21 protein-coding genes, 1 tRNA gene and 1 pseudogene are annotated in these 24,125 nt (G+C 47.1%); 11 read left to right on the top strand and 12 right to left on the bottom strand.

The window, feature by feature from the left end:
* Positions 1-114: 114 nt before the first annotated feature.
* Positions 115-1,647: a RagB/SusD family nutrient uptake outer membrane protein gene (locus F7D47_RS01425; protein WP_153085424.1), complete on the bottom strand. Its 1,533-nt coding sequence runs from the start codon at positions 1,645-1,647 to the stop codon at positions 115-117.
* Positions 1,648-1,671: 24 nt separating this feature from the next.
* A complete protein-coding gene (locus F7D47_RS01420) occupies positions 1,672-5,046 on the bottom strand; it encodes a SusC/RagA family TonB-linked outer membrane protein (RefSeq protein ID WP_153085425.1) in 3,375 nt (1,124 codons plus the stop codon).
* Between the two features lie 192 nt (positions 5,047-5,238).
* Between F7D47_RS01420 and F7D47_RS01415 the strand changes: the two genes are divergently transcribed.
* The gene (locus F7D47_RS01415) at positions 5,239-6,795 is read left to right on the top strand and encodes a bifunctional response regulator/alkaline phosphatase family protein (protein ID WP_153085426.1); all 1,557 of its coding nucleotides are present in this window, start codon (positions 5,239-5,241) and stop codon (positions 6,793-6,795) included.
* 52 nt (positions 6,796-6,847) lie between these two features.
* Positions 6,848-7,258 carry a tRNA (adenosine(37)-N6)-threonylcarbamoyltransferase complex ATPase subunit type 1 TsaE gene (tsaE, locus tag F7D47_RS01410; RefSeq protein WP_022122095.1) on the top strand — a complete coding sequence of 137 codons (411 nt, stop codon included), beginning with the start codon at positions 6,848-6,850 and terminating at the stop codon, positions 7,256-7,258.
* Positions 7,259-7,346: 88 nt separating this feature from the next.
* Here tsaE and trxA read toward each other — a convergent pair whose 3' ends face one another.
* Together trxA and dnaE are read right to left on the bottom strand one after the other, a co-directional pair.
* Positions 7,347-7,661, bottom strand: a complete 315-nt coding sequence (gene trxA, locus F7D47_RS01405) for a thioredoxin (RefSeq protein WP_117727848.1) — start codon at positions 7,659-7,661, stop codon at positions 7,347-7,349.
* 37 nt (positions 7,662-7,698) lie between these two features.
* The gene (dnaE, locus tag F7D47_RS01400) at positions 7,699-11,409 is read right to left on the bottom strand and encodes a DNA polymerase III subunit alpha (protein WP_153085427.1); all 3,711 of its coding nucleotides are present in this window, start codon (positions 11,407-11,409) and stop codon (positions 7,699-7,701) included.
* Between the two features lie 165 nt (positions 11,410-11,574).
* Between dnaE and F7D47_RS01395 the strand changes: the two genes are divergently transcribed.
* Positions 11,575-12,267 carry a phosphatidylserine decarboxylase family protein gene (locus tag F7D47_RS01395; RefSeq protein ID WP_022122098.1) on the top strand — a complete coding sequence of 231 codons (693 nt, stop codon included), beginning with the start codon at positions 11,575-11,577 and terminating at the stop codon, positions 12,265-12,267.
* Positions 12,268-12,338: 71 nt separating this feature from the next.
* A complete protein-coding gene (locus F7D47_RS01390) occupies positions 12,339-13,067 on the top strand; it encodes a CDP-alcohol phosphatidyltransferase family protein (RefSeq protein WP_153085428.1) in 729 nt (242 codons plus the stop codon).
* A gap of 109 nt (positions 13,068-13,176) precedes the next feature.
* Here F7D47_RS01390 and pyrH read toward each other — a convergent pair whose 3' ends face one another.
* From pyrH to F7D47_RS01375, 3 genes are read right to left on the bottom strand one after another with little or no spacing between them, the layout of a single operon-like run.
* Positions 13,177-13,887, bottom strand: a complete 711-nt coding sequence (pyrH, locus tag F7D47_RS01385; RefSeq protein WP_006847854.1) for a UMP kinase — start codon at positions 13,885-13,887, stop codon at positions 13,177-13,179.
* A 17-nt stretch (positions 13,888-13,904) separates the two neighbouring features.
* Positions 13,905-14,657, bottom strand: coding sequence for a biotin--[acetyl-CoA-carboxylase] ligase (locus F7D47_RS01380; RefSeq protein ID WP_153085429.1), 753 nt, complete (start codon positions 14,655-14,657; stop codon positions 13,905-13,907).
* 37 nt (positions 14,658-14,694) lie between these two features.
* Positions 14,695-15,069 carry a YraN family protein gene (locus F7D47_RS01375; RefSeq protein WP_153085430.1) on the bottom strand — a complete coding sequence of 125 codons (375 nt, stop codon included), beginning with the start codon at positions 15,067-15,069 and terminating at the stop codon, positions 14,695-14,697.
* A 103-nt stretch (positions 15,070-15,172) separates the two neighbouring features.
* Between F7D47_RS01375 and F7D47_RS01370 the strand changes: the two genes are divergently transcribed.
* Positions 15,173-15,619 carry a nucleoside deaminase gene (locus tag F7D47_RS01370; protein ID WP_153085431.1) on the top strand — a complete coding sequence of 149 codons (447 nt, stop codon included), beginning with the start codon at positions 15,173-15,175 and terminating at the stop codon, positions 15,617-15,619.
* On the opposite strand, the gene F7D47_RS01365 is transcribed toward F7D47_RS01370, so the two are convergent.
* Entirely contained in the window at positions 15,620-16,471 is an 852-nt protein-coding gene (locus F7D47_RS01365; protein WP_153083011.1) for a hypothetical protein, read from the bottom strand.
* Positions 16,472-16,541: 70 nt separating this feature from the next.
* On the bottom strand, positions 16,542-17,306 hold the full coding sequence (rsmI, locus tag F7D47_RS01360) for a 16S rRNA (cytidine(1402)-2'-O)-methyltransferase (RefSeq protein ID WP_117587406.1): 765 nt from the start codon (positions 17,304-17,306) through the stop codon (positions 16,542-16,544).
* 95 nt (positions 17,307-17,401) lie between these two features.
* Between rsmI and F7D47_RS01355 the strand changes: the two genes are divergently transcribed.
* The 3 genes from F7D47_RS01355 to F7D47_RS01345 all read left to right on the top strand — a co-directional run bounded on the left by F7D47_RS01355 (position 17,402) and on the right by F7D47_RS01345 (position 19,279).
* Positions 17,402-17,986: a thymidine kinase gene (locus F7D47_RS01355; protein ID WP_153085432.1), complete on the top strand. Its 585-nt coding sequence runs from the start codon at positions 17,402-17,404 to the stop codon at positions 17,984-17,986.
* 14 nt (positions 17,987-18,000) lie between these two features.
* Positions 18,001-19,128 carry an AI-2E family transporter gene (locus F7D47_RS01350; protein WP_118081201.1) on the top strand — a complete coding sequence of 376 codons (1,128 nt, stop codon included), beginning with the start codon at positions 18,001-18,003 and terminating at the stop codon, positions 19,126-19,128.
* A 78-nt stretch (positions 19,129-19,206) separates the two neighbouring features.
* Positions 19,207-19,279 (top strand) — tRNA-Lys (locus tag F7D47_RS01345).
* 49 nt (positions 19,280-19,328) lie between these two features.
* Here the strand turns inward: F7D47_RS01345 and F7D47_RS01340 are convergent.
* Positions 19,329-20,237: a DNA/RNA non-specific endonuclease gene (locus tag F7D47_RS01340; protein WP_153085433.1), complete on the bottom strand. Its 909-nt coding sequence runs from the start codon at positions 20,235-20,237 to the stop codon at positions 19,329-19,331.
* Positions 20,238-20,667: 430 nt separating this feature from the next.
* Between F7D47_RS01340 and F7D47_RS01335 the strand changes: the two genes are divergently transcribed.
* Positions 20,668-21,360 (top strand): DUF4840 domain-containing protein, encoded by a 693-nt coding sequence (locus tag F7D47_RS01335; RefSeq protein ID WP_153085434.1) that lies wholly within the window; start codon positions 20,668-20,670, stop codon positions 21,358-21,360.
* A gap of 161 nt (positions 21,361-21,521) precedes the next feature.
* Here F7D47_RS01335 and F7D47_RS01330 read toward each other — a convergent pair whose 3' ends face one another.
* Both F7D47_RS01330 and F7D47_RS01325 read right to left on the bottom strand, forming a co-directional pair.
* The gene (locus F7D47_RS01330) at positions 21,522-22,769 is read right to left on the bottom strand and encodes an ATP-binding protein (protein ID WP_153085435.1); all 1,248 of its coding nucleotides are present in this window, start codon (positions 22,767-22,769) and stop codon (positions 21,522-21,524) included.
* Positions 22,770-23,054: 285 nt separating this feature from the next.
* A pseudogene (locus tag F7D47_RS01325) lies at positions 23,055-23,177 on the bottom strand (Rpn family recombination-promoting nuclease/putative transposase); the annotation flags it as partial.
* 167 nt (positions 23,178-23,344) lie between these two features.
* Here F7D47_RS01325 and F7D47_RS01320 point away from each other — a divergent pair.
* Together F7D47_RS01320 and F7D47_RS01315 are read left to right on the top strand one after the other, a co-directional pair.
* Positions 23,345-23,641: a type II toxin-antitoxin system HigB family toxin gene (locus F7D47_RS01320; RefSeq protein WP_153085437.1), complete on the top strand. Its 297-nt coding sequence runs from the start codon at positions 23,345-23,347 to the stop codon at positions 23,639-23,641.
* Between the two features lie 2 nt (positions 23,642-23,643).
* Positions 23,644-24,021, top strand: a complete 378-nt coding sequence (locus F7D47_RS01315; protein ID WP_106812019.1) for a helix-turn-helix domain-containing protein — start codon at positions 23,644-23,646, stop codon at positions 24,019-24,021.
* Positions 24,022-24,125: the final 104 nt, after the last annotated feature.

Here is a 24,125-nt window from a genome sequence, read left to right as displayed (position 1 = left end):
TCGTTTTTATGAATTACTTTACCATAAAAAACGGATTCCCGATCGTATTATTGCTTAATAGACCGAGAATCCTGATGATATTTATAAGTAATCTTCAATGGTTACTCGCCCCTATTACTTAGCCAGACTGTTTGAGTTCAACTCTGTCAGAGGAGTTGGGTAGAACAGCTTGCTCTTGTCGAAACCTGTACGGCCGGCAGCAGTCAGCGCCTCAGCAGTCTTGCCCCAGCGGCGCAGGTCATACCAGCGCAAGTTCTCCAATGGGAACTCAATCATACGCTCGTGCTCAATCTGAGCCTGAACCTCAGCCTGTGTTGTACCGGTCATGGCTGGCATATTGCCGTGAACTCTTCTCACATCGTTGATCAGCGGAATAGCCTCTCCTGTACGTCCCAAATCATTGAGAGCCTCAGCCTTCATCAGAAGAACGTTGGCATAACGCATCAGAGGAATGTTCACGTCGGTAGTTGACTGTGCCAGGGCTTCATAGGTTGCAGGCATGAACTTGCGGAAAGAAGGACGGTCGTAAGCCTCTTCTACCTCCGGATTCCTCTTGACCCAAGCATCCCAGTCGTAACCATATACCTTTCCGGTTCCATCGTTAAAGTAAGGATCCTGGAAGAAGACTGAAGCATAAAGACGGGCATCATACAAGCCATTGTTCAGTTTACCTTCCTTCTTAAACTCGTTCATCAAGGTCTCTGAAGGGGTAATCTCATCCCATCCTTCAAACTCCTCTGTACCTATCCAGCGATGCAGCTGGGTAGCATAGTTGGCACCATTGGCACTACTCAGAGAGAACTGCACCTCGAAAAGACTCTCCTTACAGTTCTTGTTTGTACCATTAAACATGCTGGCATAATTGCTTTCCAGACTATATCCCTTTACATTATTGAATGCCTCTACAGCAGCATTCAGATATTCTGCTTTCTTATCAGCCTGCTCAGAAGCCATCGTAAGATAAGCATAGCCTAAGTAGGCATAAGCTGTGCCTGAGGTAACACGTCCCACTTCTTCATTGCTGCGAGAGTTACTCATCTCCGTACCGGCTTTCAGGTCATCTACGATAAACTGCCAAGTCTCAGGACGGTCAGAAAGAGCCTTATCCAACTGGCTGGTAGAAGTGATATATGTATCACGGATAATGATTTTCTCCCAGTTGAGCAAGAGTTGCATATGATAGAAGCCACGAAGGAAATGAGCCTCAGCCAGGAGCTGCTTTCTGTCTGCTGCAGCAAGCTGACCTTCACTCATGGTAGCCACCTTATCAATAATCTGGTTACAGAAACTGATTCCGCGATAGTAACTCTTCCAGTAGATAGAGAACTGAGAGTTTCCGTTGTTGTAGCTGAAGTTACGTAGCTGCACCCAGTTTGGATAGTTCTGTACATCCTTACCCAAATCTACGTCATCCTGACGATAAGCCTCCACTGGCCATTTCACCTCAGAGAAGTCCCATTGGTCTCCGGAATATTCTGCAAAATACAGTTGGGAATAAGCTGATGACATTGCCGACTCTACGTCTGCTTTATCACGCCAGTAAGAATCGGAAGTCAGTTTATCTGGCGAAGTCTGCGTCAAATAGTCATCACATGATGTGAGTGACAGAGCAAGGCAAATGCCTGCTATATATTTTAATGCTTTCATAAGATTTTCCTTTTTATGTTAATACTAGAATGATACCTGTGCACCTACTGTGTAAGAGCGAGAGAACGGATAGGTAAAGCGGTCGATACCACTATTCAATACGCCCATAGAGAATTCTGGGTTAGCACCAGAATAGCCTGTGATGGTGAACACGTTTTCTGCACTCACGTAGAAACGGATGCGGTCGCAATAAATCTTCTTAACCAGCGATGTTGGCAAGGTATAACCCAACTGCACCTGACGCAAGCGTACGAAATCTCCATTCTCCAGGAAGCGGGTTGACTCGCGAGTATTGTCGTTAGGGTCACCATAGATGGCACGTGGTACGCTGGTATTGGTATGGGTAGGAGTCCAGGCATCCAGAGTGCTGCTGAGGAAGTTGGAAGCTGAGTTCATTCCCTCATAGTAGTAGCGGATACCATTGTAAATCTTGTTGCCGAATGCACTACCGATGACTGCAGAGAAGTCGAAACCCTTGTAACTGGCGCTCAAGTTAAGGTTAGCCTCAACCTTAGCGATACCTGTACCAGAATAGGTCTTATCATCCTCGTCAATCACACCATCACCATTCATATCCTTGAAACGTACATCACCAGGCTGAGCATTTGGCTGAAGGAGTTTGCCATCCTTGTTTTTATAAGCATTTACCTCATCCATATTCTGGAAGATACCGTCTGCCTGATAGAGGTAGAAAGCACCGATTGGCTTGCCTACCTTGGTCTGGGTAGGGAAGTGCTCTGAGCCATACTTCAAACCCATACCGTAAATGGTCTGATCTTCATTAGCAAGAGAAACCACCTTATTAGATACCGTACTGAGGTTGAAACCTACATTATACTCGAAATCACTTACCTTGTCGTTCCAGTTCAACTCCAGCTCAAAACCCTGGTTGCGCATCTTACCTACGTTCAGCGTTGGGTTGGCAAGACCGGCAGATGGAGCCAGCTTACGGGTAATCAGCAGGTCGCGTGTCTCGTTGATATAATAGTTTACATTACCACTCAGATGGTTATTGAAGAAGCCGAAATCGAAACCGATGTTCTTGGTATCAGTAGTTTCCCATTTCAAAGAGCGGTTTTCCAATCCACGGGCAATACTGCCTGGCCATGCAGAAGAGCCAGAACCCTGAACATAACCCTGATAGAGGTCATTGTATGTAGAAATGAGCGCCAGGAAATCGTAGTAGCCCAAAGCATTCTCGTTACCGAGCTGTCCCCAGCTGGCACGGAACTTCAAGTTGCTGATTACTGTATTCTTAGGGAAGAATGGTTCCTCGCTGATTCTCCAACCTACAGCAACAGATGGGAAGAAACCCCAACGGCTATCGGCACCGAACTTAGAAGATCCATCCTCACGGAAGGTGAACTGGAAGAGATAGCGGTCGTTGAAATTATAATTCAGACGGCCGAAGAAAGAAGCACGGTTATACTTCCAGCAGGAACCGTCACCACTGAAGGTACCACCTGCTCCGGCACCGATGATAGCAAAGCTGGAATCCAGAAATCCTGCAGCCTTCTCACTCTGCTGCAGCTGTCCGTTTTCTACCTTATAGACGATGGTCTTACCTTCTACGCCTACCGAACTCCAGTTATACTTGCGGCTGGTGAGCGAAGTACCGAGCATGGCATTGATGCTGTGCTTCTTGATTTCCTTGTTGAAGGAGAGCACATTCTCGAACACCTGCTCTTCCCAGTAGGCACGGGTCTCACTGCTATTCGGATAATTGTTAGGACTCTTAGTATCTGCTATATAATCAGGTGCATGATAAGAATCTATCTCATGCTCACCACGATAACCATAGCTGGTCTTGAAGTTGAGCCAAGGGAAGAACTTGAAGGTTAATGCTACATTGGCAGAAGTATGATACTTCTTATCTACTTCGTTCTTATAGTAGTTATCTGCAACAACGTTACGGTTGTTTGGCAGACCATCAAAGTTAGTCAAACCGAAACCATACTTTTCATTCTCATTATAAATAGGTACGAGAGGAGAAATCATATAAGTTTCCTTGAGAGAATACTGAGGCTGACGGCTGTTGGTATATTTGAAATCCATATTGGCATCCAGATCTATGATGCCCTTGGTTGCATGGAGTTTCATACGTGCGATATCATGACGATGCTCGTTGCCGATAAAGATACCCTTCTCGTCGGCATGGTTATAAGATACAGAATACTGTGCCTTATCACCACCTCCGCGGAGGCTGACCATATAGTTCTGTGCCAATCCGTTGCGCTGGATAGCATCCTGCCAATCGGTATTCACACCAGTTTCATGGGTAATATAGGCAGGTAAGCCGGCACCAGGATATTCACCATACTGGGTCTTATAGTTCTCATACATCATCTTATGTACAGCCTTATAGCCATCAGCATCAAGCATATCGAGGTCCTTAGCAACGTGAGTGAAGCTCAAATAGGTACTGAAATCCACCTTTACATCGCCCTTCTTACCGTTCTTGGTTGTAATCAGAACCACACCGTTGGCAGCTACAGAACCGTAGATGGCAGCGGCAGCACCATCCTTCAGTATCTCCATAGACTCGATGTCCTGAGGGTTTATGCTGTTGATATCGCCAGGGAAACCATCCACGATATAAAGAGGTTCGTTGTCGCCGAAGGTCTTGATACCACGGATCTTGATGCTCACACCGGCACCGGCGTTACCACCACTCTTCAGGATGTTCACACCGGCAACCTTACCCTGCAAAGCCTCAGCTGGGTTGGTAGTAGTGCGCTTAGCCATCTCCTTGGTATTGACAGAAGAAAGAGCTCCGGTCATATCGCTACGCTTCATGGTACCATAACCTACTACAACCACTTCGCTCAAAGCCTGTGTGTCCTCGCTCATGGCGATGTTCATGTTTTCTGAAGCCTTCACCTCGCGGTCTACGAAACCGAGATAAGAAACCTTCACCTTAGCGCCCTTGGCTGCATTGATGGTGAATCGGCCGTCCATATCGGTTACTGCGAGTTCGTCGGTACCAACAACAGAAACAGTAGCACCAATCACAGGCTCACCGTTGTCGTCCTTCACAACACCCTGCATCTTGCGCTTGTTGTTCAGCTGAGGAGCGGCAACATTTGCATGCTTCTCAGAAACAACGATAGATTTCTGCGAAACCACAGAGTATTTCAAGTTGCGTCCCACAAAAGCCGCATCGAGTACAGCTGTTACAGGAACGCCACTCTTCCTGATAGTGATATCCTTGCGATGGTCAATGATATCACTCTTGTAAGAAAACCTGTAAGATGTCTGGTTTTCGATTGTACTGAACACCTGCTTCAAGGAGGCATTCACAACATTGACTGTTACTTTCTGCTGTGCCGATGCTCCCAAGAGAGGAAGGCACGTCAGGATGAAGATCATCAAACTTTTCAAGTAATTGCGTCTGATCATAATGCTTACGTTTAGTTATACAAATAAGTTTCAAATAACCTATGTTTTCAGGTTTTGTCACAAGGTAATACAAACGTTTTCATAAAAAGTACCAAAGAATCTTCATCATTAACTCTCTTTAACACGAAGTCGTATTCCTCATTCCATTTTTCTTTGTACTTTAGCACCCCGAAAAGAAAAAGGATATAAAATATGAGCAACGGATTATTACTTTGGATAGACGACGAGATAGAACTTCTCAAGGCGCACATCATCTTTCTGGAAAAGAAAGGATACGAGGTGCAGACGGTAAGCAACGGCCCTGATGCCATTGAACTTTGCCGCCAGCAGACCTTCGACCTCATCCTGCTAGATGAGATGATGCCGGGACTCAGCGGACTGGAAACCCTGCTACACATCAAGGACATCCAACCTGCCACACCGGTAGTGATGTGTACCAAGAGCGAAGAAGAAAACATCATGGACCAGGCAATAGGTTCAAAGATAGCCGACTATCTGATCAAACCCGTAAACCCGAACCAGATTCTGCTCTCGCTCAAGAAGAACATCCACCGCAAAGACATCGTGGCGGAGGTGACGCAGAGCGGATACCAGCAGGACTACCAGCAGATAGCCATGCAGATGATGGAATGCAGAACGGCGGAAGACTGGATGGAGATTTACAAGCGACTGGTAAGCTGGGAACTGAAGCTGAGCGATACGGCTAGTCCGATGGCTGAGATGCTGGGCATGCAGAAGGAAGAGGCTAACCAGGGTTTCGCCAAATACATAGCCAAGAACTATCTCGACTGGGTGAGTCCCGACAACAGAGACCGCCATCTGATGAGTCCCGACATCTTCAAGCGCAAGATATTCCCGCTGCTCGATGAGGGCAAGAAGGTGTTCCTGATTGTGATAGATAACTTCCGCTATGACCAGTGGCGCATGCTGGCTGAAGACATCGGCGACCTGTTCGACATCGATGAGCAGCTCTACATGAGCATCCTTCCTACCGCCACGCAATATGCGCGCAACGCCATCTTCAGCGGTCTGATGCCGAACAAGATAGCCGAAATGTTTCCAGACCTCTGGGTAGATGAGGACGAGGAGGAAGGCAAGAACCTGAACGAGGCGCCGCTGATACAGACCCAGATAGAGCGATTCAGAAAGCACTATACCTTCAGTTATCACAAGGTGAACGATTCGCAGGGTGCCGACCGTTTCCTGGAGCACTACAACGAGTGCCGCAACTACGACTTGAACGTGCTGGTGATTAACTTCATCGACATGCTCTCTCACGCGCGTACCGAATCTAAGATGGTGCGCGAGCTTGCCAACAACGAGAGTGCCTACCGCAGCATCACGCAGAGCTGGCTCCGCCATTCGGTTCTCTCCGAGCTCTTCAAGCTCCTTTCGCAGAGCGATTACCAGGTAGTGCTCACCACCGACCACGGCAGCATCAGGGCATCGAAACCAATCAAGATTGTAGGCGACCGCAATACGAACACCAACCTGCGCTACAAGCTGGGCAAGAATCTGGCTTACCAGAGCAAGGAAGTTTTCACCATCAAGGAGCCTCACCGTGCCCAGTTGCCGGCACCTAACCTGAGTACCTCGTATGTATTTGCCACGGGCGACAGTTTCTTCGCCTATCCGAATAATTACAACTATTATGTGCAATACTACAAGGATACCTTCCAGCACGGCGGCATCTCGATGGAAGAAATGCTCATACCGCTCATCACGCTGACAGCGAGAAAAAGGAATTAAAGGAGTTAACTCCTTAACTCCTAGCTAGAATAAAATAATTCAAAATAAATATATGAAGATAAAAATTGACTCATTAGACACGATCCATGAAGCAGCCAAGGAATTTCTGCAGAACATGGGCGACGGCAAGGTCTTTGCCTTCTATGGCAAGATGGGAGCCGGAAAGACAACATTTGTAAAAGCTATTTGCGAAGAACTGGGCGTAGAAGATGTCATCACATCTCCTACCTTCGCCCTCGTAAACGAATATACAGCGGGCGACGGCTCTCCTGTCTACCACTTCGATTTCTACCGCATCAAGAAGCTCGATGAGGTATACGATATGGGCTACGAAGATTATTTCTACAGCGGCAACCTCTGCTTCCTGGAGTGGCCGGAACTGATAGAAGAACTGCTGCCGGAAGACTGCACCAAAGTGACTATCACCGTAGAAGAAGACGGAACAAGAAGCGTAGAATGGTAAGTCACCGACAGCCCCGAACAAAAAAAGCATCTGGCTGAGAACATGTTTTCTCAAGCCAGATGCTTTTATCATTTCCTATCCGGGCTGATTACAGGAGGGCCTGGATCTTCTCGGTAAGGGTTGCCTTAGAGGCTGCGCCAACAAACTTGTCTACCAGCTGGCCACCCTTGAAGAAGAGGATGGTAGGGATATTACGAACACCAAACTCCATAGCGATGTCGTCGTTCTCCTCTACATCACACTTACCTACTACCACCTTGCCGTCAAACTCCTCAGCAAGCTGTGATACGATAGGAGCAACCACGCGGCAAGGACCGCACCATGTTGCCCACAAATCTACTACCAATGGCAGTTCGCCATTCTTGTAGCTCTCGAAATTCTCGGTTGTAATTGTTACTTCCATTTTTCTATACTTTTATATATTAAAACTAAAATTATCTCTAATTGATCTGATAGCTCATCTTAGGATGCTGCTCGATATACTGGATGAGGGCATGGCCCACGCCTACCGTATGCTCACGGGCACGCATCAGCAGATAGGTATTGCTGTCAACATCATGTATCTGGAAAAAGAGCTGCGCCTTGCCCTCGTCATTCTCCAGAATAGTCTGCAGGTCGCTAACCATCGTTTCGTCTATCGCATCGCTCTCCACATTGATGGTAAAGCGGTCGATGCGGTTCTCCTTGACCGTCTGCAGATACTCTACATTGCCTATCTGGAAATCGAGATAGTTGGCATTGCCGTAACGGGAAACGCACTTGGCTGTGATGTAGATGGTGCTGCCTTCAACCATGATGCCGCGCCACTTGCCCCAGTCTTCGCCGAAGAGAGCCAGCTCGCCTGAGCCCTCAAAGTCTTCGAGCGTAACGAAACCGCACGGCTTGCCCGTCTTGGTAAACTTCGACTTCACACCCGTGATGATGCCGCCCAGCACCACATCTTCCTTCTTTGCCAGCTCCTGCTTGTCGCCCAGTTCAGAGCAATGGGTATTGCAGAGGGAGTTGAGGATGATGCTGTACTCATCGAGCGGATGGGCAGAAAGATAGATGCCCACAAGCTCGCGCTCACGGTTCAGACGTTCGATGGTGCTCCAGCTCTCTGCATCAGGAATAGGCGGCGTAGCTATCTCTATCGCCTCGGTACCGCCAAAGAGTGAGTTGGCTGCCTCGTGCTGTTCCTGCTGGAAGAGCTGACCGTAGCGCACCAGCGTATCGAGGAAGGTTTCGCCCTTGTTGTTCTTGCCGAAGAACTGCTCGCGGCGGATGCCGAAGCTGTCGAAACCGCCACTCAGCGCCAAGGTTTCGAAAGCCTTGCGGTTCACGCTGGAGTAATCTACACGCTCGGCAAAATCGAAGATGCTCTTATAAGGTCCGTTCTTCAGTCGCTCTGCCACGATGGCATCGGCTGCCGGAGCACCCATACCCTTGATGGCTGAAAGACCGAAACGTATCTCTCCATGCTCGTTCACACCGAACACGCGGTAACTCTCGTTCACATCCGGTCCCAAGGTCTTGATGCCCATCGACTGGCACTCCTCCATCAGCTTGGTGATTTCGGTAATCTGTGCAAAGCGTCGGGTCATCAGCGCCGCCATGTATTCGGCAGGATAGTGCGCCTTGAGATAGGCGGTCTGATAGGCTACCCACGAATAACAGGTGGCATGAGACTTGTTGAAGGCGTAGGAAGCAAACTTCTCCCAGTCGCCCCAAATCTTCTCCAGCACCTTCGGGTCGTGGCCGTTCTCCTGTCCCTGCTTGATAAACTTAGGCTTCATCGCATCTACGATTGCCTTTTTCTTCTTACCCATCGCCTTACGCAGGGCATCTGACTCGCCTCGGGTGAAGCTTGCCAGCTGACGGGAAAGAAGCATCACCTGCTCCTGATAGACCGTGATGCCGTAGGTATCCTTCAGATACTTCTCCATACACGGAATATCGTAGGTAATCGCCTGCTTGCCGTTCTTGCGGGCAATGAAGTCAGGGATGTAATCCATAGGTCCCGGACGGTAGAGGGCGTTCATGGCGATGAGGTCCTCGAATACCGTAGGCTTCAGCTCACGGAGATACTTCTGCATACCCGGTGACTCGAACTGGAAGGTTCCGATGGTCTGACCGCGCTGATAGAGCTGATAGGTCAGCTCGTCATCGATAGGGATGGTATCGAGGTCAACGACATCGCCCGTAGTCTGCTTGATAACCTTGCATGCCTCCTTCATCTCGGAGAGGGTCTTCAAGCCCAGGAAGTCCATCTTGATCAGACCGGTGGTCTCGATGACATGGCCGTCGTACTGCGTTACCGCCGTCTTCAGTCCCGGGAAATCAGGGTCATCGGCAGTAGATACAGGCACCCAGTTGCTGATAGGGTCGCGGCAGATGATGAATCCGCAGGCATGGATACCCGTGCCTCGGATGGTTCCTTCGAGCATCTTGGCATACTTGATGGTATTGCTCTCGCGGGGATCGTTGGAGAACTCAGCCTCGCGCAGCTCTGGGGTATATTTGATGGCATTGGTCAGGTTCATCTTGGCACCGTCAGGCAAACGGTCTGGGATAGCCTTGCAGAGTGCATTCGCCTTATCCAACGGCAACTTCTCTACTCGCGCCACGTCCTTGATGGAGTTCTTCGTTGCCATGGAACCGTAGGTAATGATATGGGCACAGTTCTCATGACCGTACTTATCCATTACCCATCTCAGCACCTTGCCTCGGCCGTCATCATCAAAGTCGGTATCAATATCCGGAAGGTTCACACGGTCTGGGTTCAGGAAACGCTCAAACAGGAGGTCGTACTTCAACGGGTCAATCTTGGTAATGCCCAGACAGTATGCCACCACCGAACCTGCCGCAGATCCACGTCCCGGGCCCACCATCACGCCGAGTTCCTCGCGCGCCGCCCTGATGAAGTCAGACACGATAAGGAAGTAGCCCGGGAAACCCATGGTCTTCATCACGTGGAGCTCAAAGTTTACATGCTCGTCTACATTCTCGGGCAGCGGGTCGCCATAAAGCTTTTTGGCTCCCTCGTAGGCAAGGTGGCGCAGATATTCTGCCTCAAACTTGATACGGTATATCTTGTCGTAGCCGCCCAATCGGTCGACAACCTTCTGTCCTTCCTCTGGTGGCAGCGGGTTCTTGCCGTTCTCATCAGAGGTAAATTCCTTGTAGAGGTCTTCTTCTGATACCTTCTGGCGCAACTGCTCCTCGGTACCGAAACTCTCTGGAATCGGGAAGAAAGGCATGATAGGACCATGGTCGATGCTGTAAATCTCCACCTTATCTAATACTTCGAGGGTATTGGAAAGTGCTTCGGGAATATCCGAGAACACATCGTTCATCTCCTGGCGGGTCTTGAACCACTCCTGCTTGGAATAGCGCATACGGTTAGGGTCGTCGAGATCCTTTCCGGTAGCGATACAGAGCAGATGGTCGTGGGCCTCGGCAGTTTCCTTATCCTCGAAGTGGCAGTCGTTGGTGCACACCAGTTTGATGTTAAACTCCCTTGCCATCTTGATAAGTTCCTTGTTGGCACGCTGCTGCAACTCGTAAGCCTCGCGGTTGGCAAGCAGACTTGGATCATCGGGCACTTTATGTCGCTGGAGCTCGAGATAGTAATCATCGCCAAAGAGGTTGTGGTACCACTGGCAAGCCTCGCGGGCTCCTTCCAGGTCACCATGCAGAATCTTGGATGGCACCTCGCCTGCAATACATGCCGAACAGACGATGAGGTCTTCGTGATACTTCTCCAGATCGGCACGGTCGGTTCGTGGGCGCATGTAGTAACCATCCACCCACGAATTGCTCACCAGCTTGATGAGGTTCTTGTATCCATTATAATTCTTGGCAAGTACAATGAGGTGATAACCGCTCATATCGCCCTTATCCTTCTCTCGGTCGGCTTTGGTTCGGCGTGCCACATACATCTCGCAGCCTATGATAGGCTTGAAAGGTTCGAGTCCCTCCTTCTTGCGGTCTTTATTAACCTTGCCGCAATAGTCGGTGAGTTCCTTGATACCGAACATCACACCGTGGTCGGTTACCGCCATACCCTTCATGCCGTCCTTGATGGCCTTATCTACCAGATGCGGTATCTTCGACTGGCCGTCGAGGATGGAGTATTGGGTGTGTACATGCAAATGAACAAAATCTTCCATTATCTGTTTAAAATTCGAATTTTGACAACAAAGTTACGGCGAAATATTGAAAAAGCCAAAAGAAATATGCGAAAATATTGAAAAAGGTAAAAGAAACCCCCAAAAAATTTGCAAAAGTGATAAAAATGACGTACCTTTGCACCAATAAAAACTTAATCCTACTGTATGGGACAGAAAATAAAGAAATTAAAGAAGATAAGATTGCACCGCGAAGGTACCGATCAGCTGGTAACCGGAGCGATAGCGTTAGTAGCCATTGCGGCTATATTGTGGACAACCTTAGACAACAAGATTCCGTTCTGGGCTTTTGTTGTTGTGTTCGGTACGGTATATGGTATCGTGCTCAACTTCTACCGTTGTCCTGTCAGATACCTCAACGTTGAGGATACTTCGAAACTGGTAGTAGCACCAGCCGACGGAAAGATTGTGGTGATAGAAGAGGTGGAGAATGCTCCCTACTTCGGTGACCGCCGCCTGATGATTTCCATCTTCATGAGCCTCTGGAATGTTCATGCCAACTGGTTCCCGGTGGATGGTAAGGTGAAATTCGTGAAGCATGTGGACGGCAACTACCACAAGGCATGGCTGCCTAAGGCTAGCGAGGAAAACGAGCATGCCGACGTGATGATTACCACACCTGAGGGAGTGGATGTACTCTGCCGCCAGATTGCCGGTGCAGTGGCACGCCGCATCGTAACCTATGCCAAGGAAGGGGAAGAATGCTTCATCGACGAGCACCTGGGATTCATCAAGCTGGGTTCACGCGTGGATGTCTACCTGCCTGTAGGTACAGAAGTATGCGTAAAGATGGGACAGTCAACTACTGGCGACCAGACCGTCATCGCTAAATTGAAATAACATATTGACAGATAGAGGGCAAGCCGGAACATACTTCCGGCTTTCACTCTATCATAATATACTGTAAAGAAATGAGTATCAAGAAACATATTCCAAACACGATAACCTGCTGCAACCTGGTTTCGGGCTGCATCGCAACATCGTTTGCCTTCGGCGGGAACCCAAAGATGGCATTGTTATGGATTATCATCGGAGCCGTATTCGACTTCTTTGACGGCATGAGCGCCCGCCTGCTGCACGTTTCATCGCCAATAGGCAAGGAGCTGGATTCGCTGGCTGATGACGTAACCTTCGGTGTGGCTCCTGCCACCATCGTATTCTCACAACTCTTTGTGATGGAATATCCGGGGTTTCTGGAGCCTTTGCGCCCATGGCTGCCTTACGCAGCCTTCATCATCGCAGCCTTCTCGGCATTGCGCCTGGCTAAGTTTAATCTTGATGAGCGCCAGACTACCTCTTTCATCGGTGTTCCTACACCAGCCAACGCCCTGTTCTGGGGTTCGCTGATTGTGTTCAATCCAAGCTGGCTCGAAGGTAACGCCTGGTCGGTATTCATCATTCTGGCTCTGATTCTCATCACCAGCTATCTGCTGGTTTGCGAGATGCCTCTTTTCGCCTTGAAGTTCAAACAGTGGAGTTTCAAGGGCAATGAGGTGAAATATGGCTTTGCCGCGCTCACCCTCATCATCCTCGCTACTTCGGTAGCACTCGATGGTCTGACCGGTTTCCTCACCGGCTGGTGGCTTGTCATCGTGGCATACGTCATCATCTCGGCGATTATTCTGAAGAAGACGAAATAGAAGAAATCCCCTTTATTGGGATATTTAGGTATTTAGGTAGATTATAACTGAAAAATGCGGCTAGATGTGAATCCAGTCGCATTTGTTTTTTCTTCCTGTTGAGAGAAGTTTAGTTGTGTACGAGCGTACCAATCTCCTCACCATCCATCACCTTCTTGAGGTTACCTACAACATCCATATTGAACACGTAGATAGGAAGGTTGTTTTCCTTACACATGGTGGTAGCAGTCAAATCCATTACCTTCAAGCCCTTGGTATAAATCTCATCATAGGTGATGTCCTTGAACTTGGTAGCTGTAGGATCCTTCTCTGGGTCGGCGGTATAGATGCCGTCTACACGGGTACCCTTGAGCATCACGTCAGCCTCGATTTCGATACCGCGGAGAGAAGAACCGGTATCGGTAGTGAAGTATGGACTGCCTGTACCTGCAGAGAAGATGCAGATATAGCCTGCCTCCATCGCCTCAATCGCCTTCCACTTGGTGTAGAATTCGCCGATAGGCTCCATGCGGATGGCAGTAAGCACCTTGTTCTTAACGCCCAAGGCTCCGAGTGCGCTGCTCAATGCCAGGGAATTGATAACGGTAGCACACATACCCATCTGGTCGCCCTTGACACGGTCGAAACCCTTCTGGCTTCCACTCAAACCGCGGAAGATGTTACCACCACCAATCACAATGCCTATCTGAACGCCCATCTCATGGACCTCCTTTATCTGCTTAGCATAATCACTCAGGCGCTCTGGGTCGATGCCGAAGCTCTGCTTGCCCATCAGACTCTCGCCGCTCAATTTCAAAAGAATTCTTTTAAACTTTGCCATAATATAGTGTTTAATGTTTATTGTTTAATGTTTACTGAAGGGATTAGAAACTTGATTTCTCCGAACGCATACGAGCGTATTACTCCCTTCTTGTCATGAAGGATGAGATGACCATCGTCCTCCACCTCTACGAAGGCACCCTCGAACTTACCGTCCTTATCCTCATACCAGTGATAGCCCTTGCGACGGTAGAGAGAAAGATGATAGATGCCCGACACATCCATATAGTCGGCACGACGCAGAAGTTCGTAGTATTTGCAGAAAGCCTCAATCACCTTCTGCAGCACCTCTTCCCTATCCACCTCATGACCCAGAATCTGAGCCAGAGATACAGGGTTGGGCGCATCGCTGTGGAACTCAGTCTGATTGACATCAATGCCGATGCCGAAGATGCAGCGCTTGATGCCCTTGGAGTCGATGGCAGTCTCTATCAGCGTGCCACTGATTTTCTTGTCATACCAGTACACATCATTCGGCCATTTCAGCGTAATGCCGTCCGTATAGAAATCAAGAGCATCCTTCACGGCGAGCGCACCAGCCTCAGAAAGGAGGAACTGCTGGCGCAAAGGCACCCACTTAGGACACATCATCATACTGAAGAGGAGGTTCTTGCCCGGCTCACTTTCCCAGGTATGCACGCCCTGTCCCCTGCCCGCCGTCTGATAGTCAGCAACAGCAATGGTCAGCGCATCTTCATCGTAAGTTCCCAAATTCTTCAGGAAGGCATTCGTGGAATCCACTTCCTTTAATCGTATAATCTTCTTTTCCATGTCTATATAATAATGTATAGCGATACACAACGGATTATCAAATCAGCAACGGATTGAAGGCATCCACAAGATGTTCGATGCGTTTCACCTGATGGCCTACCCCTACCACGGTAATAATATCAAAGCGAAGCTCCCTGTCCACCTGCTTCTCCTTGACATAAGTATTGGCGGCCAATGCCAGATTACGCATCTTCCTGGCATCAACGGCTTCCTCGGGCTGCTGGTATTCTTCACCCGAGCGGGTCTTTACCTCTACCACAACCAAAGTCTTTCCATCCGGCGAAACGGCAAGGATATCCAGATCGCGCTTGCCGTCTCTCCAGTCTCTGTCGATGACGACATAGCCTTCATTTTCGAGATAGAGCGTAGCCTCGTCTTCTCCCCATTTGCCTAATTCATTATGCTCTGCCATAGTCTATTTCCTTTATTTTGCACCAAAAGATGCTTTTACCTTGCAAAAATAACAAAAAAAGTCCACACTTCAAACTTTTTTATGTAATTTTGCACGAAAAACAATGGAAGATATTAAGAATAAAGACGAAGTATACATGCGCCGTGCCCTGATGGAGGCTCAGGCTGCATTCGATGAAGACGAGATTCCGGTAGGCGCCGTCATCGTTTGTAAAGACCGGATCATATCGCGTGCCCACAATCTTACGGAGATGCTGACCGATGTTACGGCTCATGCCGAAATGCAGGCCATCACTTCGGGAGCCAACATGCTGGGAGGAAAATACCTGAAAGACTGTACCCTCTACGTTACGGTAGAACCCTGTGTGATGTGCGCCGGAGCACTGGGATGGGCACAGATCAGCCGCGTGGTATATGGTGCCAGCGACGAGAAAAGGGGGTATACAAAATATGCGCCCGATGCACTGCATCCTAAGACGACAGTTACATCGGGCGTATTGGAAGATGAGTGCCGCGCACTCATGCAGGATTTCTTTCAGAGAAAGAGATAATTACTTAACGAGCACTACAAGATACTTGCTGGTGCTCCAGAAGATCTGTGGATTGGTGATGCGGAGTGTATACTGCTTGTTAGCATCACGTACCAATGCATAAGAGCTTGATGGGTGGGTAGTGAGCAACTTAGCCGACTTTGACATCAACTTGATTTCAGAAATGTTGCGGATATCAACCTTGGTGAAATAACTCTTGTTGAAATTGCCGGTCATTACCTTACCATTTTCCATGATATGCTGCTCCTTCAACTCCTTCTTGGTACCGAATACATACCAGGCAGTGTTGATCTGCTTGTCCTGTGCATTGATAGTCTCTGTCTTCTGGTTGCTTTCAGTAGTAAGACGAGAGGTCTTTGTATTCAGATTGTTGATAGTCTCGTCGAGCGCTGCAATATGAATATCCTTCTTATCCAACTCCTCGCGAAGCACCTGGAGTTCCTTATCCTTCTGTGCAATCTGCTCCTGAAGGTTTGCGATAGTCTTCTTCAACTGGTCAGCCTGCAAAGAGCTGTTAGCCAACTGCTTCTGCAGTTTAGCCAGGAGTTCGCGGTTCTGCTGCATACGGGTAGCGATGAACTGCACGTTCTCCTTGAGCTGCTGTCTCTTGCTGGCACCCTCACCGTTCTTCAGGAGAGTTACTCTGTGTTCAGCCTCACTGATCTGGTTCAGACCATCCTGGATTTCATTCAATGTACCCATCATATCGTTAATTTCGCTATCTTTCTGAGCGATGATACTGTTTAGCGAATCATTCTGCTGATTTGCCAAATCCTGGGTGTTGTTCTTGCCGTTGTTGCAACTGGTCAAGCAAAAAGCAGCTAAACATGCCGCAAATAATAGCTTTTTCATAATCATTTTCCTTTTTAATGTTTGATTTAAAAAATTATCTTTTCGCGTAAAACGCGTCGCTTCCAATATTTTATTCATTACTGTCTTCATCCCTGCGAGCCCCGTTTTTCTTCTGCCGGCGCTCTTCACGCTTCTTTTCCTTCATCTCCTCCTTGAGCTGTTTGGGATCTTTTCCTGCCAATACGATGACAAATTCGCCCCTTGGTTCTGTCTCCTCAAAATGAGCGATAACCTCGGCAAGCGTACCCCTCACACTCTCCTCGTGGAGTTTGGATATTTCACGACAACAGCTCACCTGTCTGTCATCCCCGAAAACCTCGGCAAACTGCTGCAAGGTTTTCACCACGCGATAAGGTGACTCATAGAAAATCATGGTGCGCACCTCATCCTTCAATGATTCAAGATAGGTCTGTCTGCCCTTTTTCTGCGGAATGAATCCTTCGAAACAGAAACGGTCGCATGGCAAGCCCGATGAAACGATGGCCGGAATGCATGCCGTAGGTCCAGGCAAAGTCTGCACCGTGATGCCTGCCTTGGCTGCCTCGCGGGCGAGGTAAAAACCGGGATCGCTGATACCCGGTGTTCCGGCATCGCTGATCAAGGCGATGGTTTCGCCACCCTTCAGTCGCTCTACGATGGCAGATGATGTGCCATGTTCGTTAAACTTATGGTGAGCCACTAATCGATTTCTGATATCGAAATGCTTCAGCAGGACACTCGATGTTCGAGTGTCCTCAGCGAGTACCAAATCCGCTTCTTTCAGTATGCGAATGGCTCGCATTGTCATGTCCTCCATGTTACCAACTGGAGTCGGAACGATGTATAATGTGCCCATACTGACCGCAAATGTAGTTAATTAATCTTTCATAGCAAAAAAAAACTGCGTTTCTTTGCATTTTTTAAAACCTTATTATTAATTTTGCCCCCGAAATGACAGAAAATCTAATTGGGGAGGCACACCGTCCCGGAAGAATTGAAGTGGTGTGCGGATCGATGTTCTCTGGAAAAACCGAGGAATTGATCCGAAGAATGAAGCGTGCGAAGTTCGCCAGGCAGAAGGTGGAAATCTTTAAGCCTGCGCTTGACACCCGTTACTCCGAGGAAGATGTAGTGAGCCATGATCAGAACTCTATCCGGTCTACTCCTATTGAGTCCTCTGGATCGATACTGCTATTGGCTTCTGATATCGACGTGGTGGGTATCGATGAAGCCCAGTTCCTGGACAATGGTCTTGTGGAGGTATGCAACGAACTTGCCAACCGTGGCGTGAGAGTTATCGTGGCTGGACTGGATATGGACTACAAGGGAGTTCCCTTCGGTCCGATTCCTGCCCTCTGTGCCATCGCCGACGAGGTGACCAAGGTTCATGCCATCTGCGTGAAGTGCGGTTCGGTTGCCTACGTGAGCCACCGGTTGGTCAATAACGACAAGCGGGTGCTCCTGGGCGAAAAAGATGAATACGAACCGCTCTGCAGAGAATGCTACCAGAAGGCTATTCTTAACGAAAAATTATAACAAAAGGATTAGTTATGGGAAAGGAGATTACATTTGATAAATTTATAAGATGGGCGGGTGTTACCCTCATCGTTCTGGCCGTGCTCTACATGACCAATTATCTGAGCAGTGTGCTGCTGCCATTCTTCATTGCATGGTTTTTCGCTTACCTGCTCTATCCGGTCGTGAAGTTTATCGAAAACAAACTCCACGTCAGAATCCGTGCGCTGTCTATCCTCATCGCCATGGGAACGGCTATCGCTGTTATAGGAGGCGTGCTGTGGCTCATCATCCCTCCGATGATTGACCAGTTTGACAAACTCGGTGAGGTGTTGACACGATGGCTGCATCAGACGACTCATACCAACAACCTGACGGCGCTGATCAAAGACTGGCTGCAGGCGAACCAGGAGCAGATAGAGCATTTCCTGAAAAGCAAGGACTTCAGCGATGCCATCAAGACCACCATGCCTAAGGTCTTCTCGGTAGTCAGCCAGACGGCAACGGTACTGATGAGTATCGTGGCATCGATGATTACCTTATTATATATGTTCTTTATCCTGCTCGATTATGAGACGCTGACAGCCAACTGGGTGAGAATCTTCCCGAAGAAGAACCGTCCGTTCTGGAGTGCGCTGATGAAGGATGTGGAGCGCGAGCTCAACAACTATATCCGTGGTCAGGGACTGGTAGCGCTCTGCATGGGCATCATGTTCTGCATCGGTTTTACCATCATCGGTTTCCCGATGGCGATAGGTCTGGGCATTCTCATCGGCATCATGGACCTGGTTCCGTATCTCCATACCTTCGCCCTCATCCCTACCGCATTCCTTGCCATGCTGAAGGCTGCCGACACAGGTCAGAACTTCTGGCTGGTATTCGGTCTGGCTGTTCTGGTGTTCTGTGTGGTGCAGGTCATCACCGACATGGTAGTTACCCCGAAGATTATGGGTAAGGCGATGGGATTGAACCCAGCCATTCTTCTCTTGAGTCTCTCGGTTTGGGGTGCACTTCTGGGCTTCCTGGGATTGATTGTAGCCCTTCCGCTCACAACGCTCATCATAGCCTACTGGCAGCGGTATGTAACGAAAGAGAAGCCGCAATATCATGAAGAAATGGGCAAAAATGTCCCGATTTCGGATAAAAATGAAGAAAATCAGTAAAAATATGGCAAAATATTTGGTTATTTCAGATTTTTGCCGTACCTTTGCACTCGCTTTTGAAACATAAAGCAGAAGATTGACTCGCTAGCTCAGCTGGTAGAGCACAACACTTTTAATGTTGGGGTCATGGGTTCGAGCCCCATGCGAGTCACAGATCTTCAAGAAAAAGGCTTTCCGTAATGGAAAGCCTTTTTTCGTTTCTAAAACATTTCAGCCTTAGCCTCTACCCTCTTCTCTACATCATCCGGAAGCTGAGGGAAGAAATCATAGCCGGTGATACGCTCCACTTCATCTACTGAATTTACGAATTCCGTCTTCTTTCTGCCTTTCTGCGACTGGTTACGGCAGATAAAGCCGATGGCTTGCGGATTCTTGCCCGTATGAAGAACCACCTTGAAAAAGGCATCAGGCACTACCACCTTGTTCTTACCCAACTTGCGATGCTCCTTATTCAGAAATATCGGTCCGCAGACAATATAAACCTTGCCATACTGCTTCGCCCAATTGCGGCACTGCTGCTCTATCGTGTTCCATACACCCGCATTCAGACTATGGTTCTGCGGACACATATTGGTCATCAGGAAACATTCATCCATCGCCTGCTGACTCCATTTGTTGTCACCAGCCGGACACATGTGTCCCCTGTCCAATCCACTGTTGTAATAATCCGCCAAAGTACCCACGGGTGCCGGCATCTCCTCATCATCAGCAAACTTACCGCGCGGCAACTTACCAGATGCATGCTCCCCCGTCAGCACCCAGGCTACCCAATTCGGCTGTCGCGTATCATGATTATAAGATACCGTATAAGCCAACCGATGCTTGATGGTCTCAGATACCTTAACCTTAGATACTGGAATCTCCAGCCCCTGCGCCTCCAGATTCGCACCCTCTCCAGCAGTTTCCTGCTTGTTCTCTCCAGCTGTTTCCAGCTTATTCTCTGCAGACGGTTCATCGCCCGCAGCATCAGCAGCCTCCTGTATATTCTCCTTTACAACAAGTGCCTGATCTTCTGTTGCCAGCGAAGAAACCTTCGGCAAGACAGAAAACGCCACTACTGCGGCTATCGCCAACAGCCAAATCTTAAATGTACCTACTTTCTTTTTCATATCAGATTCATCATTAATTCATTTTCCATGAGACTCAGAGTCTACACTATTCATTCAGCTTTTAGGTGAATAATCCCTAAAATCTCCACAAAAGTAGTATTTTTATGCGAAAAAGAGAAAGAAAATCATAAATTTCTTGCGCATTTCAAAATAAAACACTAACTTTGCATCGCTATGTAGGACAAACTTAAGACTTAACACAGTAAAAAGCTCAAACGTCTAAGAACTGAAAGTCAAAGGTTACAATACATTGGCAAAAGTGCTCTATGAAATGGACAAGTGAAGAGCATTAACAGAGATTAACAAAAAGTGATGCAAGTTTTCCGCCTTTTCTTGTTTTATACAAGGACTGAAGAGCCTCGGGCAACCATATCGGGGTACATTTAGGCTGAGAAATATGAGAAAATAAGAATCAAAACATAATAGCAAAATGAAAAAAATCAAATTATTCTCAATTGTAGCTGCCTTCGTTGCAGCTTTCGCATTCACTTCTTGTAATACAGGCGATGATAACAACAGCAATTATCAGCCGCTCACAAAAGCAGAAAAGCAGAACTGCTATTCCAAGACAGCAGGTAGCCGCATGCGCCAACTCGCTTATATGAGCGATGAACATGTTACAGCAAAAGACGGAAAAAAGGAATATTACGACACATTAGATGTCGTTACATCTATCCACGGAGAAGGCAAAGATACTGTAATGACTGTTAACAACTTCCCTGTAAAGATCTTCGCACGTTACATTCCTGAAACTGCTGAAACGAAAGACCTGAAGGAAGCATTGAAGAAATATGTGCTGCCGGTAAACTTCAAGAGTATTGTATACTACTATTCAGTTACACCAGTTATCCAGTTCATGCTCTTCCCAGATGCTATTTCTGTAAATCTGGAGTATGGTGGTGCTACACATAAGGTTAAGTTCTATTGCTATTCTAGCGGAAACAGCCGATATACTTTCGGACAAGTTACCCAAACTACCAGCAAGGTTGAAGCTTATTTGGTTGTTTATGGTTACGAAGTTGATCCAAAGGATGAGAAGAAACCAAATCCTACTGCATTCAACTTTAATATGGCAGGAACCCAGTTGTCAAATGGAACACAGATTAAGTTCTTCGAGCCATAAAGTTCAGAGCAAAAGAAATAAAGAAGTAAGAAACTTACACTTACAAAGAATATATATGTTAATACTCTCTTAAAAATTAAACAAAAAAAGAAAACTATTAGAGGCGCAGTCTTCGTGAGAAGGTTGCGCCTTGTTGCATATATACAAAGATCAGACGCTCCTTAAAACTTATATATAGGCAAAACCTTGACCTTATATCCATTTTTCTCAATTACCCTTTCCTCATTCATCGTGACAATGATCAGATTGGAGCATTTGAGTTCTCCCGCACATTCTATGATGCTATCTACTTCCCGCTTGAGCGTTCGTTCGGAAGAGAGGTCATAACATACTTGTATAAGACTTTCTACATGAGCACCCTGCCTTGTAACAAAATCAGTCTCCTTGTCATTACGGGAGCGATAATAGAAAAGCGATGTTTCTGCATGATATCCCCTGCGAACCAACTCTATAAAAACCTGATTCTCCAATAACCTGCCTAAGTTCTCACTCACACTAAAAGCCTTGGCTTCTACAAAACCATTGTCAACCACATATACTTTCTGTGGAGCTTTCTTCATCATTTTCAACTTGTTGTTGTAACGTGGCAGATAATACAGGAGATAGGGTTCTCTTAAAAATCCCATGAACTTCTTGGTGGTTGCTACGCTCGAAAATCCCAGCGCTTCTGCCAGTTCGTTGGCACTGAAAGGATTGCAGAAGTTAGAAACCAGATACATGGCCAGGTTGTTCAAATCCTCCACATTGCGTACTTTATGGCGCTTGGCAATGTCTTTCCAAATGATGGAATCGAAGAGTGTGGAGAGATAGTTTTGGGTCAGGCTTCTTGCTGCTACAGTCTCAGGATAACCACCATGGTGCAGATAGTCAGCTATAAGCGAGAGGTCGGATACGCTATCTTTCATCTCTGATACTTCCGAAAGATTCCTGTGGTTCCAGATAAAGAATTCAGAAAGACTGAAAGGCAGCATCTCTATCTGTATATATCTGCCTGTAAGCAATGTTGCCATTTCGCTACTCAGCAATTTGGCGTTGCTTCCCGTAATGACCATGTTGATTCCCATGCGGTAAAGCTTGGAGACCCACAAATCCCAACCATCCAGATTTTGAACCTCATCGAGCAGAAGATACTCGAAGTCGGGATAAACGGCACGTAGCGTTTCCCAAACCAGATCATCGTCCCATGCACTCAGGAGTTTGCCGTCATCAAAATTCAGATAGGCAAAGTTCCTGCCTTTCAGCATCAGCAAAGCCTCTGTCGATTTGCCGGTTCTTCTAGGCCCCGTTATCAACTTGATTTGCTTGCTTGCCAACAGTTCATCCACATCATATTGGGTATGACGTGTAAGATAAGGACGGGAAAGCAGAATATCCCGTTCCTTTTTCTGGTTATTGATAATTGTTCTCATTTCTCTTCAGATGAATTGATTAAACCGGGGCAAAGATACAAAAAATATTCAATATATCATTCGTATTGAATAAAAAAGTACTGATTTTATTCAATACGATGGATAAAATGAATAAAAAACGACAAGGATCTATATGCCACGATGAACAGGTGGCGTATAGACCCTTGATTATATGGTGATATTCGTAATCTACATCTCCGCTATTATATTTTTTAGGAATTGCTCAGATTCTTAATGATTTCCAAAGGTAGCTGAGTAGCTTTGGAAACCTGTTCGGCAGAAATTCTGTTGTATCAGTTCATCTTCATTGAGTGACTGAAGGCTATTCAGAAGGTTTTTCAATCGATCGGGATGATTGCCGAATATCTTCTTGAACGTGAGGTCTGCCTTAGGATCTAAGTACTTCATAACCATCTGTTTTAAAATTCTATAGCGCAAAGTTACGACTTTATTTTCAAACCCGCAAGAGATTTCTGTACGTATAAGTTAAATATTGCTAACATTTATTTCTTTTCTTGCGAAAAGTTCTCTGTATTGAGAACTTTTCGCTATTTTTGCAGCAAAAATAAACGATTATGAAGATATTAAAGTTCAAATTGCTGAAAGATTTTGCAAGGAAACATCCTGATGCAGCAGATTCGCTCATGCGCTGGGCAGAGTTTGTTGAAAAGACAGAATGGAAAAGCCATGCAGAATTAAAGCAAGCATTTCCTTCGGCAGATTATGTCGGGAATGACAGATATGTCTTCAACATATCAGGCAATAAATTTAGGCTTGTAACTATCGTTGTGTTCTTTCAAGGATTTCTACATATTAGATTTGTTGGAACTCATGCTGAATATGACAAGATTAAGGATATCAAAAATATATAATTATGACTATTAAAGACGAAAAAACATATAATGAAATTGAAGAGCGAATGGAGGCTCTGCTTGCAAAGGGCACCCAATTGGGCGGCATGGACTTTCTCAGCGAAGTAGAAAAGGAAGAATTAAAGGTCCTCAGCGAAGCTGCTTACGATTGGGAATGCGAAGTTGATCCCCATCCATGGCGAGTTAAGCCTTCACTCATAGCTGCCATCAAAGTTGCTTTTCGCCAAAAAGGCTACAAGCAAAAGGAGGCTGCAAAAGCTATAGGCGTGTCAACAACCGCATTAAGTGATATTCTTCATGGACGTCGAGCAATTAATTTTGATGTTGCAAGAAACATATACCACAACCTCGGCGTTCCTGCCAATGTTGTATTGGGATAGTTGAATGTTGAGTGTTGAGTGTTGAATGTTGAATGAAAGAAATATGACGACAAAGAAAAAGGGCGCATCCGGATTGGATGCGCCCTAACTTGTTAAATAAATTC

Origin of the sequence: Segatella copri (genome assembly GCF_009494835.1) — a bacterium.
Classification (GTDB): domain Bacteria; phylum Bacteroidota; class Bacteroidia; order Bacteroidales; family Bacteroidaceae; genus Prevotella; species Prevotella copri_F.
This window is presented reverse-complemented; position numbering and strand designations above follow the sequence as displayed.